The sequence below is a fragment of the Streptomyces humi genome (genome assembly GCF_001005085.2).
In the GTDB taxonomy this organism is placed as follows: Bacteria; Actinomycetota; Actinomycetes; order Streptomycetales; family Streptomycetaceae; genus Streptomyces; species Streptomyces humi.
Window position 1 is genome coordinate 22171 of sequence record NZ_LBMU02000032.1, and the last position, 14614, is coordinate 36784.

The window sequence follows — 14614 nt, forward strand, 5'->3', positions numbered from 1 at the left end:
CACGTCGGCGCGGGCCCCCGACGTGCCGCCGGGGCTACTCGTCCTCGAAGCTGGCGAAGTACGCGGCGGCCATGTCCTCGTCGGCGTGCCCCTGGGCGGCGGCCCGCGCGAACCGTTCGGCGGCGGCCTCGGCGACGTCCAGGCGCACGCCGTTGCCCGCGCCCGCGCCGACGATCAGCCGGGCGTCCTTCTCGGCGGTGTCCACCGCGAAGGACGGCGGGGTCAGTCCCCCGTCGAGGATCAGCTTGGCCTTGGCCCGCAGATAGCCCATGTCGAGCGGGCCGCCCTCGATGATGTCGAAGAAGTCCTGCGGGTCGACGCCTAGGGCCTGGGCCAGCGCCACCACCTCGCCGGTGGCGGCGGTGACCGCGAGCACCCAGCTGTTGGCGACCAGCTTGAGCCGGGTCGCGGCGGCGGACGAGCCGTCCTCGCCGGTCCACACCGTGCGGGCGCCGACGGCGTCGAAGACCGGCGTGACCTGTTCCCGGCCCTGCTCGGGCCCGGCGGCCAGGACGGTGAGCTGTCCGGCCTCGGCGGGCTGGCGGGTGCCGAGCACCGGGGCGTCGTAGAAGACCAGGCCGTGCTCGCTCGCGAACGCGGCCAGGTCGGGGACCTGGTCGAGTCCCGCGGTGGTCGACTGGACCCAGACCAGACCGGGCCGCAGCGCGGTGGCGGACTCGCGCAGGGCCGCCAGGGCGGTGGCGCCGTCGTACAGCATGGTCACGACGACGTCGGCGCCCTCGACGGCCTCGGCCGGGGTGCCGGTGACCTGGGCGCCGTCGGCCGCCAGCGGCTCGGCCTTGGCGCGGGTGCGGTTCCAGGCGCGGACGGTGTGCCCGGCCCTGAGGAGGTTGCGTGCCATCGCGGCGCCCATGATGCCGGTGCCCAGCACGGCGACGGTCGGCTTGTCGGTCATGACGTCTCCCTGTCCTCGTACGTTCCGCAGGCCAGCTTGGCCCACGCCGGGCCGCTGCGCGCGCGACGCCTACCCGTTCCGGGACGGAGGACACCAGGGACCCCGGCGCCGGCCGGGGTCCCTGGTGTCCTGGGCGGGAACGGGACCGGTCAGCCGTCGTTCTCCGAGGACGGCAGGTAGGCGCCCGGAACGTCGTCCGGCGTGTAGATCTTCTTGTCACCCGGGTACGGCTTGGTCCAGTTGTGGGTCTGGTACCAGGTGTAGCGGTTCATCTGGGTGGGGTTGGCGTAGTCCGGCACCGCGTTCTTCCCGGTCAGCCGCTGGTGCGAGGCCCAGCTCCGCCACTCCGCCGCGACCTGCTTCTCGGCCGCCGGCACCGCCACGGACGTCGGCGCGGCCGCCGCCCTGGTGTCCTGGGCCGCCGGGGTGTCCGAGCCGCAGGACGGCTGCGGGCTCACGCCGAGGGTCAGCGAGGTCCGGTTCGGGACCGCGGTGAACGGCGTGTCGTCCGCCTTGCCGGTGAACGCCCCGTACATCGGGGTGGCCGCGCTGTCGAGCTGGTTCATCGGGTGCACGCCGAGGATCTGCTCGATGGTGCGGACCATGGTGATCTGCGAGTAGTAGTGGTCGTCGACCTTGCCGTGCTGGGCGTACGGGCTGATGACCTGGACCGGGGCGCGGTGGCCGTCGACGTGGTCGAGGCCGGCCTGGGAGTCGTCCTCGACGACGAAGATCGCCGAGTCCTTCCAGTACTTGCTGTGGGTGATCTCGTCGACCATCCGGCCGACCGCGAGGTCGTTGTCGGCGACCTCGGCGGCGGCGTTGGCCGGGCCGCCGGTGTGGTCGTTGGAGAACCAGAACATGTTCAGGTTCGCCGGGCCGTTCTTCTCGAAGTCCTGCTTCCAGATCTGCTCTTTGTAGATGTCCGGGACGTTCAGGTCGAACAGCGGGAAGCCCTGCACCGACACGTCGTTGAGCGAGGGGATCGCCGAACCCGTCTTGATCGGGTACTGGGTCTGCGCGCCGGTCGCGGCCATGGTCTTGCTGTCGCAGTACAGGTTCTGCCAGGTCGCGCCGGCCGGCTTGCTCTCGTACGACTGGAACTCGCCGAAGTCCTTCACGGACTTGCCGGCCGCCTGCGCGCCGGTCCAGATGAACCCGGTCTTCTGGTGGCCGAGGACGTCGTCCTCGGTGTCGTAGCTGCGCGTGTACTCGCCGGCCGACGACTCGGTGTACTCCGGGTTGTCCGACTGCATCAGCCAGTTGTGGCCCTCGGCGGAGTTGGTGCCGATGTCGTAGAAGTTGTCGTACAGCCCGAACTGCTGGGCCAGGGCGTGCTGGTTGGGCGTGACGTTCGCGCCGAACTGGGTGAGCGCGGAGTTGCCGTTGCCCTGCGGCAGATCACCGAAGACCTGGTCGTAGGTGCGGTTCTCCTTGACGAGCAGGAAGACGTGCTTGATCGTCGACGGGTCGCCGATCCGCTTCGGGACCGGGACCGCCTTCTTGTGGCTGTTGCTCTTGGCGGTCCTGACCGAGTTGGACGTCCAGCCGTTCTGCTTGAACACCTTGGCCGTCTCGGACCTGACGACCTGGTCGCTCGGCATCGTGAACCGCGTGAGGCTCGACGTGGTGTCGTGCGTGTTGTGGCCGGCGGCGTCGGGACGCAGCGCGTCGACGCCACGGGTGTTGGCGACGACGATCTTCTTGCCGAGGGCGGTGATCCCCGACGGGTAGTAGTCCGTGGGGAGCAGGCCGACGTAGCGGGCGGGCATCTGCGCGGACGTGTAGCGGTAGACGGCGACGGCGTTGGCGCGGCCGAGGGTCACCAGGAGCCGGCCGTCGTCGGTGAGGGTGACCGCGTTGGGCTCGTAGCCGACGGACGCCTCGGGCCACGGCTGCGTGGAGATGGTCTGCACGACCTTGTCCTTGCGGCTGTCGATGACCGAGACGCTGTTGTCGGCGGTGTCGGTGACGAACACCGCGCCCTTGCTCGCGTACACCGCGGTCGGGTGCAGGCCCACGGCGATGGTGCCGACGGCGGCGGCCGGGTCCGTGGTGTCGATGACGCTGACCGTGCCGGTGGTGCTGGCGCCGGTCTTCGGGTTCGCCACGACATCGGTGCCGTAGGAGTTGATGGTGGTGTCGCCGGCCCCGGCCGGGCGTCCGCCCTCGTTGCTGACGTAGAGCTTGCCGCCGACCAGGGCGATACCGCGCGGGGCGTTGCCGACGGCCCAGGTCTGCTTGACGGTGCCGGTCGCCGCGTCTATCGCGACCACCTTGTTCTGGCCGTTGACCGCGGAGTACACGGTGGAGCCGTCGGCGGAGAACACGGCGGCGCCCACCAGCGCCTGCTTGGAGCCGTCGGCCGCGATGGTGACGGCCGTCGGGTCGGCGAGGGTGCCGTCGGCGTTGACGGTGAACTTCGTGTAGCCGTTCGCCTGGCCCAGCCACAGCTGCTTGCCGTCGGGCGAGTAGGTCGGGCCCTCCTGGCCGACCGCGCCGCTGCTGATGCGCAGGTCGTCCGCCGCGTTGGTGCCGATCTTCTGCTTGACCTGCCCGGTGCTCAGGTCCATGACGACCAGGGAGGCGTCGCCGTCGGCGACCGAGGCCGCGAGGTGGCCGCCGTCCGGGCTGACCGTCGACGACATGATCTTGCCGTCGTTGATGACGGTGCGGCTGCCGTAGGGGTTGATGTACTGGTCGGCGGAGACGACCTGGCCGTTCGCGGTGGTCTGGCCGACCTGCTGGGTGCCGAACTGGTACGTCGAGGCGACCGCGGTGCCGGTGACGCCGAGGGCGACGGCGATACCGGCCGTCACCATCATGGCCCGGCGGCCGACGCGGTGGCCGAAGAGGTCGACCTGTCTTTTCTGGCTGATCCGGCGCTGGCGGGTTACCTGCACGGAACTGTTTCCCTTCACTGGGTGTCGAGCAGGTCGACGTTGCCGTCGAACTGCCACAGCGGATTCGGGGCGTCGCCGGTCGAGGTCCGCACGAGGAAGTAGCCGTTGACTTCCTTCGGACCGTCGCCGTCGGCCACGAACCGCCCGTCCGAGGTGATGTCGAGCTGGTAGACCGCCGTCCCCGTCACCGGAACGCCGGGGAGGTGCCAGCTGACCACGCAACGCCAGTCGTTCCCCGCGCCCTCCTGGGCGGCCTGGCCGTCGCTCTTGGTGCACGCCGCCGTGGCCCCCAACTGTGTCTCGGTGACGGCGGGTCGATGGAGTTCCTGCGTCTGTAGGCGGTAGAGGTGCGCGAAGACCGTCGCGAGGGACTTCTGCACCTTGTCCTGCCGGATGCCGGAGCCCGTCGAGGGGGTGGCCACGGCGACCGCCCCGACGGTGACGGCGGTCAGCGCGGCCAGCGGCAGCACGCCGAGGGTGAGCGCGCGGCGCCCGGAGCCGTCGTAGGCCGGGTTGGTGAAGTCCCGTCGTACGAACAGCGCGTAGGCCAGGGCGGTCGCGAGCACCGCCCACACCAGGCTGACCGTGACGCCGGTCAGCAGCGGGGCGAGCTGGGTGGGGCTGGTGAACAGGCCGTTCCAGGAGATGTAGGCGTAACCGGGCAGTGCGAGGCGTACCGCGACGGGCAGCGGCAGCATCTGGGCGACCGACATCGCGAGCGCGACGACCGGGGGCAGCAGCAGCCCCATCGGGGACCGGCCGAGGGCGACCGAGCCGAGCAGTCCGATCGCGGCGAGGGAGAGGGTCGGGGCGAGGGCCGCGGCCCAGGCGAGCAGGACGCGTACGGCCGTGTCCCCGGGCGCGAGCAGGTGGCCGTCGAGGCCGACCAGCGGCTGGTCGCCGACCGCAAGCAGCCCGCCGAGGGTGCTGGAGACGGCCAGTCCGGCCACCAGCAGCAGGATGACGGTGAGGCTGGCCAGCGACTTCGCCAGGAAGATCCGCGCGGGCGAGCGGACCGCGACCAGCAGGTGGCGCCAGGTGCCGAGCCGGTCCTCGGCGGCGAACACGTCGCCGGCGACCACCGACGTCAGCAGCGGCAGCGCCCAGGTGCCCGCGAAGCCGAGCATCACCAGCGGGCCCGCCCAGCCGGTCGCGTGCATCCAGCGGCCGAAGAGGGTGTCGGCGGGCAGCGTGCTCTGCTCGCTCACCCCGGCGACGAACAGCGCGGGCGCGATCCAGCAGGCCGGCACCAGCAGCCGGATCCGCCACCGCGAGACCAGCTTCACCAGCTCGAACCGGTAGCCGCGGGAGACCGGGACCCGGCGCGCCGCGGACGGCGCGGCCGGCGCGGACCCGGTGGCGGGGGCGGTGGTCACGGTCATCGGCCGGCCTCCTGGTGTTCGGTGAGGGCGAGGAACGCGGCCTCCAAGGGCGATACGACGGGCGCGAGTTCGCGGACCGCGACGCCGGCGCGCACGACCTTCGTGACGAGTTCGTCGAGGGCGGGCACCAGGCCGCGTACGACGAGTACGTCGGCGTCCTGCCGTATGCCGCTGTCGTCGACGATCCGGATCCCGGTGGTGTCACCGGCGATCCGGCGGGCGGTCCCGGCGTCGGAGGTGCGCAGCCGGTAGTCGAGTTCACGGTTCTCGGCGGCCAGCTTGCCCAGCGGACCGGAGAACACGACGCGTCCGGTGGCGAGGATGGTGACCTCGGAGCAGAGCGCTTCCAGGTCGTCCATCCGGTGGCTGGAGAGGACCACGGCGGTGCCGTCGGCGGCGAGCCGGCCGAGAACCCCGTGCACGTGCCTCTTGCCGGACGGGTCGAGGCCGTTGGAGGGCTCGTCGAGCACCAGCAGCCGGGGTCTGGTGAGCAGGGCCGCGGCGAGTCCGAGGCGCTGCCGCATGCCGAGCGAGAAGCCGCGGGCCTTGTCGTCGGCGACGTCGGTGAGCCCGACCTCGCCGAGCACGTCGTCGATGCCCGCAGGGCCGGTGGCCAGGCCGCGGAGGGCGGCGAGCGCGGCGAGGTTCTGCCGGGCGGTGAGCGAGGGGTAGAGACCGGGCGCGTCCACGAATCCGGCGACACCGTCGGGGGCGGTGAGCGCCCGTTCGACCGGGGTGCCCAGGATCTCCAGCCGCCCGCCGTCGGCGGCGGCCAGGCCCAGCAGCAGGCCCAGCAGTGTCGTTTTCCCGGCACCGTTGGGACCGACCAGACCGTGGATCTGGCCTTGCGTCACATCCAGGTCGACACCGTCGAGTGCGACGACGTCGCCGAAGCACTTGGTGATGCCGCGGGCCCGGACTGCGCGGTGTGTGTCCATGAGTCCCATGCGTCCCTTCTTCCGCGATCCGCAGGGACCTTATGGAGAGCACACAACCCGGGCACAGACAGTCGGCTGAACGTTCGACGAACGGTTCGTCAAGGCAACGGCAAGTCCGGTGAACCCGCGGCCGGCGCACGTCCCTTCCCGGCCGGCCGGGGAGAATCCACGGACCACGACGAGAGCCAGGTGAACCCGTGAACGGACCGGCCCCGCACCGCGCCACGATCCTCTACGCCGTCTCCGCGACCTGCGGCGCCATCGGCGCCCTGCTGTGGGTGCGCGGACAGACCGGCCCGACGGCCGGGATCTACGGCGGGTACCTGGCGGCCGACAGCTACTCGTCCTCCGTCTGGCGGGTGTGGTCACCGGTGGTGCCCGAGGCCCGCCTCGGTCTGTACCTCGTCGGCGCCGCCCTCGTACTGGCCCTGGTCGCGGCCCTGTTCACGGCTCGGCGCGACTGAACGAGCCGCGGGCCCGCTACCCGGCGTGCAGCATCAGCCCGATGCCGACGACCAGCAGGCCGGCCGCCGCGATGCGGGGTGCCCCGAAGCGCTCCTTGAAGAAGACCGCGCCGATGGCCGCGCCGACGATGATCGAGGACTCGCGCAGGGCGGCGACCGGGGCGAGTTCGGCTCGGGTCTGGGCCCACAGGACCAGTCCGTAGGCGAGGACGGACAGGAGCGCGCCGAACAGTCCCAGGGCCGCGAACGGACGGGCCGCGGTGAGCAGTTCGCCGCGTCTGCGGGCGACGGCGTAGGCCGGGATCGCCAGTCCCTGGAGGACCATCAGCCAGGCGATGTAGCCGACGGAGGACCCCGACTCCCGTACCCCGAGGCCGTCGAGGACGGTGTACGCGGCGATCGTCAGGCCGGTGCCGAGGGCGGCGCCGATCGCCGCCCAGTCGGGCCGGCGGCCGCGCAGCCCCCACAGCGCGACGCCGGTGAGCCCGGCACAGGACACGGCGATCCCCGCGGCCGCCGGGGCGTTCGGCACCTCGTGCGCGAACACGGCGGCGAACAGGGTGACCAGCAGCGGCGCGGTACCGCGTGCGATCGGGTACGCCTGCCCGAAGTCGCCGAGCCGGAAGGACAGCATCAGCAGCGTGAAGTAGGCGACGTGGACGACGGAGGAGGCGAGCAGGTACGGCCGGGCGGCGGCCGCCGGGACCGCGGCGAACGGCATCAGCAGCAGCCCGATCAGCACACCGCCGGCCGCGATCAGGGAGGAGCCGACGAGCTTGTCGGTGATCCGGTGGGCGATCGCGTTCCAACTGGCGTGGGTGACCGCGGCGACCAGGACGGCCGCGGTGACCAGGGGGGTCACGCGGAAGGCTCGCGCACGTCCGCGACCGTGGCGCCGGCGTGCTCCACCAGGGCGGCGGGCGCGATCGGGAAGACCGCGTGCGGGTCGCCGGCGGCGGCCCACACGACGTCGTGCCGCAGCAGGGCCCGGTCGGCGAGCACGCGGGTGCGGGTACGGTGCCCGAACGGCGGCACGCCTCCGATGGCGTACCCGGTCGTCTCCCGCACGACGTCGGCCCTGGCCCGCGTCACCTTCGCGGCGCCGAGTTCCCCGCGGACGAGTTCCACGTCGACCCGGGAGGCGCCGTCCATCAGCACCAGCACCGGCACCCCGTCGGCCGCGAAGATCAGCGACTTGCAGATCTGGCTCAGGTCGCAGCCGACCGCGGCGGCGGCCTCGGCGGCGGTCCGGGTGGCGTCCGGGAACCGCCGCACCCGGGCGGTCAGTTCCCCGAGCCCCAGTTCCTCCAGGGCGGCGGCGAATCGAGGATGGGCTCCCGGGCCCCCGGCGTCGGCGTCAGTGGCGGCTGTCGTCATGGGGGCACGCTAACGGGACGGGGGAAGGCGCGGCGAGCGGTTAAGTGCGGGGTACACGGGGAAGCCGGTGAGGGCGCCCCGTCCCCACGGACCCTCACCGGCGGTCTGTCGTCCCGTACGCCGGGCGTCAGGCGCGGACCAGCTCCCGGTCCCCGTCACCCTGGCCGCCACGGCCGTCGGCGTCGGCGTCGGCGGCCGTGCGCAGGCCCTCGCCCTCGACGTCGACGTTGGGCAGCGCGCGGTCCAGCCACCTCGGCAGCCACCAGGCGCGCTTGCCGAGGAGGGCGAGCACCGCGGGCACGATGGCCATGCGGACCACGAACGCGTCGAAGAAGACGGCGATGGCGAGGCCGAAGCCGATCATCTTGATCATCGACTCGCTGGAGGTGATGAAGCCTCCGAAGACCGACATCATGATGATCGCGGCGGCGCCCACCACGCGGGCGCTGTGCCGGAAGCCGGTCACCACGGCCTGGCCGGGCGTCTCGCCGTGGACGTACGCCTCCCGCATCCGGGTCACGAGGAACACCTCGTAGTCCATGGCGAGTCCGAAGACCACGCCCACCATGAAGATCGGCATCATCGACATGATCGGCCCGGTCTGCTCGACGCCGAGCAGGCCGCCGAGCCAGCCCCACTGGAAGACCGCGACGACGGCGCCGAGCGCGGCGAGCACGCTGAGCAGGAAGCCGAGGGCCGCCTTCAGCGGGACCAGGACGGAGCGGAAGACCGCGATCAGCAGGAGGAAGGCGAGGCCGACCACCAGCGCCAGGTACGGGACCAGCGCGTCGTTGAGCTTCTGCGAGAAGTCGATGTTCATCGCGGTGGTGCCGGTGACCAGGACCCGTGCGTCCGTGTCCGCCTTGACCTCGGTGCCCTCGGAACGGATGGCGTGCACCAGGTCCTCGGTGCGCACGGAGGACGGCTTGGACGACGGGACCACGGTGATCGTCGCGGTGTCGCCGGCCGGGTTGAACATCGCCGGGCTGACGGACGCGACGTCCTTGAGGCCCTTGATACCGTCGGTGACCGTGGTGGCCGCGGCCTTCGGGTCGGCGCTGTCCTTGGCGTCGACCACGATCATCAGCGGGCCGTTGAAGCCGGGGCCGAAGCCGTCCGAGAGGAGGTCGTAGGCGCGGCGCTGGGTGGTGGACGTCGGCTGCGAGCCGTCGTCGGGCAGGCCCAGCTCCAGCTGGGAGGCGGGGAGGGCGACCGCGCCGAGGCCGACCACGCCGAGCAGCAGGACGGCGGCCGGACGGCGGACGACGAAGCTCGCCCAGCGCTCGCCCAGACCGGGCTTCGCGGGGGCGCCCGGGGTAGCGGCGGTGCCGCGGCGGCCGCGGCGCTTCTCGCCGGCCGCCCTGACCCGCTTGCCCGCGTAGCCGAGCAGGGCCGGGATCATGGTCAGCGCGATCAGGACGGAGACCACGACCGTGCCGGCCGCGGCGAGGCCCATCTTGGTGAGCATCGGGACGCCGACGACGGACAGGCCGGCCAGCGCGATCACGACCGTGAGACCCGCGAAGACCACCGCCGAGCCCGCGGTGCCGGCCGCGCGGCCGACCGCTTCCTCACGGTCGCGGCCCTCGGCCAGCTCGCCGCGGTAGCGGGAGACGATGAACAGCGCGTAGTCGATGCCGACGGCCAGGCCGATCATCAGCGCCAGCGTGGAGGTGGTGTCGCCGAGGTCGAGCGCCTTGGCGAGGACGGTGATGGTGGAGACGCCGATGCCGACGCCGATGATCGCAGTCAGCAGCGGCAGCCCGGCCGCGACCAGCGAACCGAGGGTGATGACGAGGACGACGGCGGCGATGGCGAGGCCGACGACCTCGCCGGCCGCGCCCGGCTCGGCTCCGGCCTGGAGGGCGTCACCGCCGATCTCGACGGTCAGCCCGGCCTTCTGCGCGTCGTGCCCGGCGGCCTCCAGCGCGTCGCGCGAGGAGTCCTTGAGTTCCATGCCGGAGACGTCGTAGCGCACCGAGGCGTAGGCGACCGTGCCGTCCTGGCTGACGGCCCTGGTCTTGAACGGGTCGGCGACGGAGGTCACCTCGGAGCCGTCGGCGAGCTTCTTCACGGTCTTCTCGACGGTCGCCTTGTTGAGCGTGTCGGAGATCTTCTCGCCCGCCGGGGCCCTGAAGACGACCCGCGCGGTGGCGCCGTCCGAGCTGGAGCCGGGGAATCGCTGGTCCAGCAGGTCGAAGGCCTTCTGGGCCTCCGTGCCGGGGATCGAGAAGGACGTGGAGCCCGCGGCGGGGGCACTGGCCGCGCCGACCCCCGCGAGGGTCAGCAGCGCGACCCAGATGAGGGCGACGAAGTGCCGTCGCCGAAAGGCGAGCCGGCCCAGCTTGTAGAGGAACGTGGCCACGAGGGCGTACTCCCGGTCAGGTCGTGGGGTGTTCAGGGCAGGGGTGATCAACCCGGTGGGTGGCAGGGGTGATCGGCCCGACGACGTGAGCGGAGTGCGTCAGGTGGGCAGGCTGCGGGGAAGGGTCAGTGGGTGCGGACACCGAGGGCGGGGAGCACCACGGCGTCGATGTACCTCAGCAGGAAGGCCTGGGTGGGCGGCTGCTCGTCGATCAGTGACCGGGCGGCGAACCCGCCGATCATCATGTGCATCACGAAGTCGATCGCCGGGTTGTCCGCACGGACCTCGCCCCGGTCGATCGCCCGCTGGAGCACCCGGCGGAACTCGGCCATCTCGGGCTCGATCAGGTGCTCCTTGAACGCCGCCAGGAGGTCCGGGCTGCCGTGGACCGCCATGGCGAGCCCTCGCATGAGCGCGGAGTTCTGCTCCATCTGGCAGTCGTCCGAGCGCAGGGTGAGGGCGTGCAGGTCGCCCTTGAGCGAGCCGGTGTCGATGTTCGCGAAGCCGCCCGGCTTGTTGTGCCGGACCGCCTTGGCCACCAGTTCGGCCTTGCCGCCCCACTGGCGGTAGAGGGTGGCCTTGCTGGACTTGGTGCGGGCGGCGACGGCGTCCATGGTGAGGGCGTCGTAGCCGACCTCACGGAGCAGGTCGAGCACGGCCTCGTACAGCTCGGCCTCGCGCTCGGGTGTGATCCGACTGCGACGCGCCGTTGCGACCTCAGTCATGCCACTCACCCTCCGTTGCTCCGTCGGCATCGTCGTGCGTACATCCATGAAGATACCCTGCGATCTACAGAAACGAAACCGTTTCGTACGTGTGCTGTCTCACGCGGCCGCGGACACCGGCGTGGACACGGACGTCCCCACGAGTTGCTCCCCCACCCGGGCCGGAAAAGCATGGGAAGGTGAGCTATCTGCGCCTGCCGCACCTGAGCGGCGACCTGTTGTGCTTCGTGGCCGAGGACGACCTCTGGCTGACCTCCCTCGACACCCCGGGCCGCGCCTGGCGGCTCACCGTCGACCGCACCAAGGTGGGTCACCCGCGCTTCTCCCCGGACGGCCGCCAGGTCGCGTACACGAGCTGGCGCAGCCTGGTGCCCGAGATCCACCTGGTCGACGTCGACGGCGGCCCCGGCCGGCAGCTGACGTACTGGGGCAGCGCCGACACCCAGGTGTGCGGCTGGACGCCCCCCGACGGGGAGGGCACGGCCGACATCCTCGCGGTCGCCTCGCACGGGCAGCCGTTCTCCTACTTCACCTGGGCCTACAAGGTCTCCACCGACGGCGACCCGGGCCGCAAGCTGCCCTGGGGACCGGTCGCCGACATCCAGGTCGCCGACCTCGCAGGCGAACGCAGGACCCTGCTGCTCACCGGCGCCCCGCCGCACGAACCGGCCGGCTGGAAGCGCTACCGGGGCGGCGCCATGGGCCGGCTGTGGCTGCACGGGCAGCGGCTCCTCGACGGCATCGGCGGCCACCTGTGCGCCCCCATGTTCGTCGGCGACCGGATCGCCTTCCTCTCCGACCACGAGGGCGTGGGCAACCTCTACTCCTGCGCCCACGACGGCTCCGACCTGCGCCGGCACACCGACCACGACGCCTTCTACGCCCGGCACGCCGCCAGCGACGGCACCCGGGTGGTCTACCAGTGCGCGGGCGACCTGTGGCTCGTGGACGACCTCGGCCCGGACGCGGCACCGCGCAGGCTGGACGTACGGCTGTCCGGGCCGCGGGCCGGGCGCCGCCCCTACCAGGTGCCGGCCGCCCAGCACGTCGACGGCGTCTCCGTCGACGAGACGGGCCGGGCCAGCGCCGTCGTCGTACGCGGCGGCCTGTACTGGCTCACCCACCGCGACGGCCCGGCCCGCACCATCGCGGACACCCCGGGGGTACGGGTACGGCTCCCGGAGATGCTGGGCTCGACCGGCCGGATCGCCTATGTCACGGACGCCGAAGGCGAGGACGCGGTCGAGATCGCCTCGCTGCCCCGGGCGAGCGGCGACCGTCCACCGCGGCGGCTGGCCCCCGGGCGGCTGGGCCGGGTGCTCGAACTGGCCTCCGACCCGCTGGGCGAACGGCTGGCGGTGGCCTCGCACGACGGCCGGCTGCTGCTGATCGACGTCCCGGAGGAGGTCACGGACGAGACCCCCGCCGACGTGGTCACCGAGCTGATCCACTCGCTCAACGGCCCCGTCCGCGACCTGGCCTTCTCACCGGACGGGACCTGGCTGACCTGGTCGCATCCGGGGATCGGGCGCACCCTGCGGCAGATCAAGCTGGCCCGGATCAGCGACCGGCTCGTCATCGACGTCACCAACGGCCGCTTCGAGGACGAGAACCCGGTGTTCACCCGCGACGGCCGCTACCTCGCGTTCCTCTCCTGGCGCGGCTTCGACCCGGTGTACGACGTCCACACCGGCGACCTCTCCTTCCCGCTGGGCTGCCGCCCGTACCTGGTCCCGCTCTCCTCGGCCACCCCCTCCCCCTTCGCCCTCAGCCCGGACGGCCGGCCGGCCGCCGGCGGCCTGGACCCCGTCGAGGAGGAGGAACCCGGCGACGGCAGCGCGGTGACGGTCGAGGTCGAGGGGCTGGAGAGCCGGGTGACCCCGTTCCCGGTCGCCGCCTCCAAGTACTCGGCGCTGTACCCGGTCGCGGGCGGCGGTCTGGTCTGGCTGCGCTGGCCCATCTCGGGCGCGCTCGGCGAGACCTTCGCCAACCCCGCCGACACCAGCGGCCGGCCGACCCTGGAGTACTTCAACATCGTCAAGGCGAAGAAGGCCGAACTCGTCGACCACCTGGACTGGTTCACCGTGAGCGGCGACGGCAGCCGGCTGGTGGTGGTCGACGAGGGCGAACTGCGGGCCGTGCCCTCGACCGAGTCCGGCGACGGCGACACGACCGTCTGGATCGACCTGCGCCGCATCCTGCACGAGGTCGACCCGCCCGCCGAGTGGCGCCAGGCGTACGCCGAGGCGGGCCGCCTCATCCGTGACTACTTCTGGGACCCGGGGATGTGCGGCATCGACTGGGACGCCGTGCTCGACCAGTACCGTCCACTGGTCGAACGCGTCGCCTCCCCCGACGAGTTCGCCGACCTGATGCGCGAACTCCTCGGCGAACTGGGCACCTCGCACGCCTACGTCACCCCCGCCCGGCGCAACGAGGGCCCGCCGCACTACCAGCGCCTCCAGGGCCTGCTCGGCGCCAACCTGGTACGCCGGGACGGCGGCTGGACGGTGCAACGGATCCTGCCCGGCGACTCCTCCGACTCCAAGGCACGCTCCCCGCTGGCCGGCACCGGGATCCGCGAGGGCGCGGTGCTCACCCACGTCGACGGCCGGCCGGTGGACCCGGTGGCCGGTCCGTACCCGCTGCTCGCCGGGGCGGGCGGGACGACCGTGGAGCTGACGTTCACCCCGGGCGAGGGCGAGTCCGGGCCGCCGCGCCGGGTCGCCGTCCTCCCGCTGATCGACGAACGGCCGCTGCGCTACCAGGACTGGGTGGCCAAACGCCGTGAGGTGGTCCGGGAGATGAGCGGCGGCAAGTGCGGCTACCTGCACATCCCCGACATGGGCGGATCGGGCTGGGCCCAGTTCAACCGCGATCTGCGCGGGGAGGTGTCCCGGCCCGCGCTCATCGTCGACGTGCGGGGCAACGCGGGCGGCCACATCAGCGAACTCGTCGTGGAGAAGCTCACCCGGACCATCCTCGGCTGGGACCTGACCAGGAACGCCCAGCCGGTGTCGTACGCCTCCAACGCGCCGCGCGGCCCGATCGTGGCGCTCACCGACGAGGCGACCTCCTCCGACGGCGACATGATCACGGCCGCGATCAAACTGCTCCGGCTCGGCCCGGTGGTCGGGCAGCGCACCTGGGGCGGCGTGGTCGGCATGACCGGCCGGCACCGGCTCGGCGACGGCACGGTGATCACGGTGCCGATGAACGCGGCCTGGTTCGAGGAGTACGGCTGGTCCGTCGAGAACCACGGCGTCGCCCCCGACCGCGAGGTCCTGCGCACCCCCCTGGACTGGGCGGAGGGCCGCCACGTGGAGATGGACGAGGCGATCCAGCTGGCCCTGGACCTCCTCACCGACCACCCGGCGGCGATCCCCCCCGACCACAGCGAGGTCCCCGACCGCTCCCGCCCCAAGCTCCCCCCGAGACCGACAGCACACTGAGCGCCCCGACACACTGAGCGCCCCGCAGGGGCGCGGGCAACCGCGCGACATGAGCGCCCCGCAGGGGCGCGGGGAACTGCGCGACAAGCCCC

General features: G+C 72.3%; 10 protein-coding genes. 2 read left to right on the forward strand and 8 right to left on the reverse strand.

The window, feature by feature from the left end:
- Positions 1-34: 34 nt before the first annotated feature.
- The 4 genes from AAW13_RS15205 to AAW13_RS15220 all read right to left on the reverse strand — a co-directional run bounded on the left by AAW13_RS15205 (position 35) and on the right by AAW13_RS15220 (position 6139).
- A complete protein-coding gene (locus AAW13_RS15205; protein WP_046732930.1) occupies positions 35-916 on the reverse strand; it encodes an NAD(P)-dependent oxidoreductase in 882 nt (293 codons plus the stop codon).
- 149 nt (positions 917-1065) lie between these two features.
- A complete protein-coding gene (locus AAW13_RS15210; RefSeq protein WP_046732931.1) occupies positions 1066-3819 on the reverse strand; it encodes a bifunctional YncE family protein/alkaline phosphatase family protein in 2754 nt (917 codons plus the stop codon).
- A gap of 14 nt (positions 3820-3833) precedes the next feature.
- Complete coding sequence (locus AAW13_RS15215; RefSeq protein WP_046732932.1) at positions 3834-5201, reverse strand: ABC-2 family transporter permease; 1368 nt, start codon at positions 5199-5201, stop codon at positions 3834-3836.
- Positions 5198-6139, reverse strand: a complete 942-nt coding sequence (locus AAW13_RS15220; protein WP_046732976.1) for an ABC transporter ATP-binding protein — start codon at positions 6137-6139, stop codon at positions 5198-5200. Before AAW13_RS15220 ends, AAW13_RS15215 begins: the two co-directional genes overlap by 4 nt.
- Positions 6140-6336: 197 nt before the next feature.
- Between AAW13_RS15220 and AAW13_RS15225 the strand changes: the two genes are divergently transcribed.
- Positions 6337-6603: a hypothetical protein gene (locus tag AAW13_RS15225; protein WP_046732933.1), complete on the forward strand. Its 267-nt coding sequence runs from the start codon at positions 6337-6339 to the stop codon at positions 6601-6603.
- A 16-nt stretch (positions 6604-6619) separates the two neighbouring features.
- On the opposite strand, the gene AAW13_RS15230 is transcribed toward AAW13_RS15225, so the two are convergent.
- The 4 genes from AAW13_RS15230 to AAW13_RS15245 all read right to left on the reverse strand — a co-directional run bounded on the left by AAW13_RS15230 (position 6620) and on the right by AAW13_RS15245 (position 11070).
- The gene (locus AAW13_RS15230) at positions 6620-7465 is read right to left on the reverse strand and encodes a DMT family transporter (protein WP_046732934.1); all 846 of its coding nucleotides are present in this window, start codon (positions 7463-7465) and stop codon (positions 6620-6622) included.
- The gene (locus tag AAW13_RS15235; protein WP_046732935.1) at positions 7462-7980 is read right to left on the reverse strand and encodes a YbaK/EbsC family protein; all 519 of its coding nucleotides are present in this window, start codon (positions 7978-7980) and stop codon (positions 7462-7464) included. Before AAW13_RS15235 ends, AAW13_RS15230 begins: the two co-directional genes overlap by 4 nt.
- A 127-nt stretch (positions 7981-8107) precedes the next feature.
- Positions 8108-10345: an MMPL family transporter gene (locus AAW13_RS15240; protein ID WP_046732936.1), complete on the reverse strand. Its 2238-nt coding sequence runs from the start codon at positions 10343-10345 to the stop codon at positions 8108-8110.
- Positions 10346-10470: 125 nt separating this feature from the next.
- The gene (locus tag AAW13_RS15245; protein WP_046732937.1) at positions 10471-11070 is read right to left on the reverse strand and encodes a TetR/AcrR family transcriptional regulator; all 600 of its coding nucleotides are present in this window, start codon (positions 11068-11070) and stop codon (positions 10471-10473) included.
- 179 nt (positions 11071-11249) lie between these two features.
- On the opposite strand from AAW13_RS15245, the gene AAW13_RS15250 reads away from it, so the two are divergent.
- A complete protein-coding gene (locus AAW13_RS15250) occupies positions 11250-14522 on the forward strand; it encodes a S41 family peptidase (protein WP_046732938.1) in 3273 nt (1090 codons plus the stop codon).
- Positions 14523-14614 lie beyond the last annotated feature (92 nt).

What these genes read in the sequence shown, in the direction of transcription:
- AAW13_RS15215 (WP_046732932.1), bottom strand. Translation starts at nt 5,201, where the DNA reads ATGACCGTGACCACCGCCCCCGCCACCGGGTCCGCGCCGGCCGCGCCG.
- AAW13_RS15220 (WP_046732976.1), bottom strand. Translation starts at nt 6,139, where the DNA reads ATGGACACACACCGCGCAGTCCGGGCCCGCGGCATCACCAAGTGCTTC.
- AAW13_RS15235 (WP_046732935.1), bottom strand. Translation starts at nt 7,980, where the DNA reads ATGACGACAGCCGCCACTGACGCCGACGCCGGGGGCCCGGGAGCCCAT.
- AAW13_RS15245 (WP_046732937.1), bottom strand. Translation starts at nt 11,070, where the DNA reads ATGACTGAGGTCGCAACGGCGCGTCGCAGTCGGATCACACCCGAGCGC.
- AAW13_RS15205 (WP_046732930.1), bottom strand. Translation starts at nt 916, where the DNA reads ATGACCGACAAGCCGACCGTCGCCGTGCTGGGCACCGGCATCATGGGC.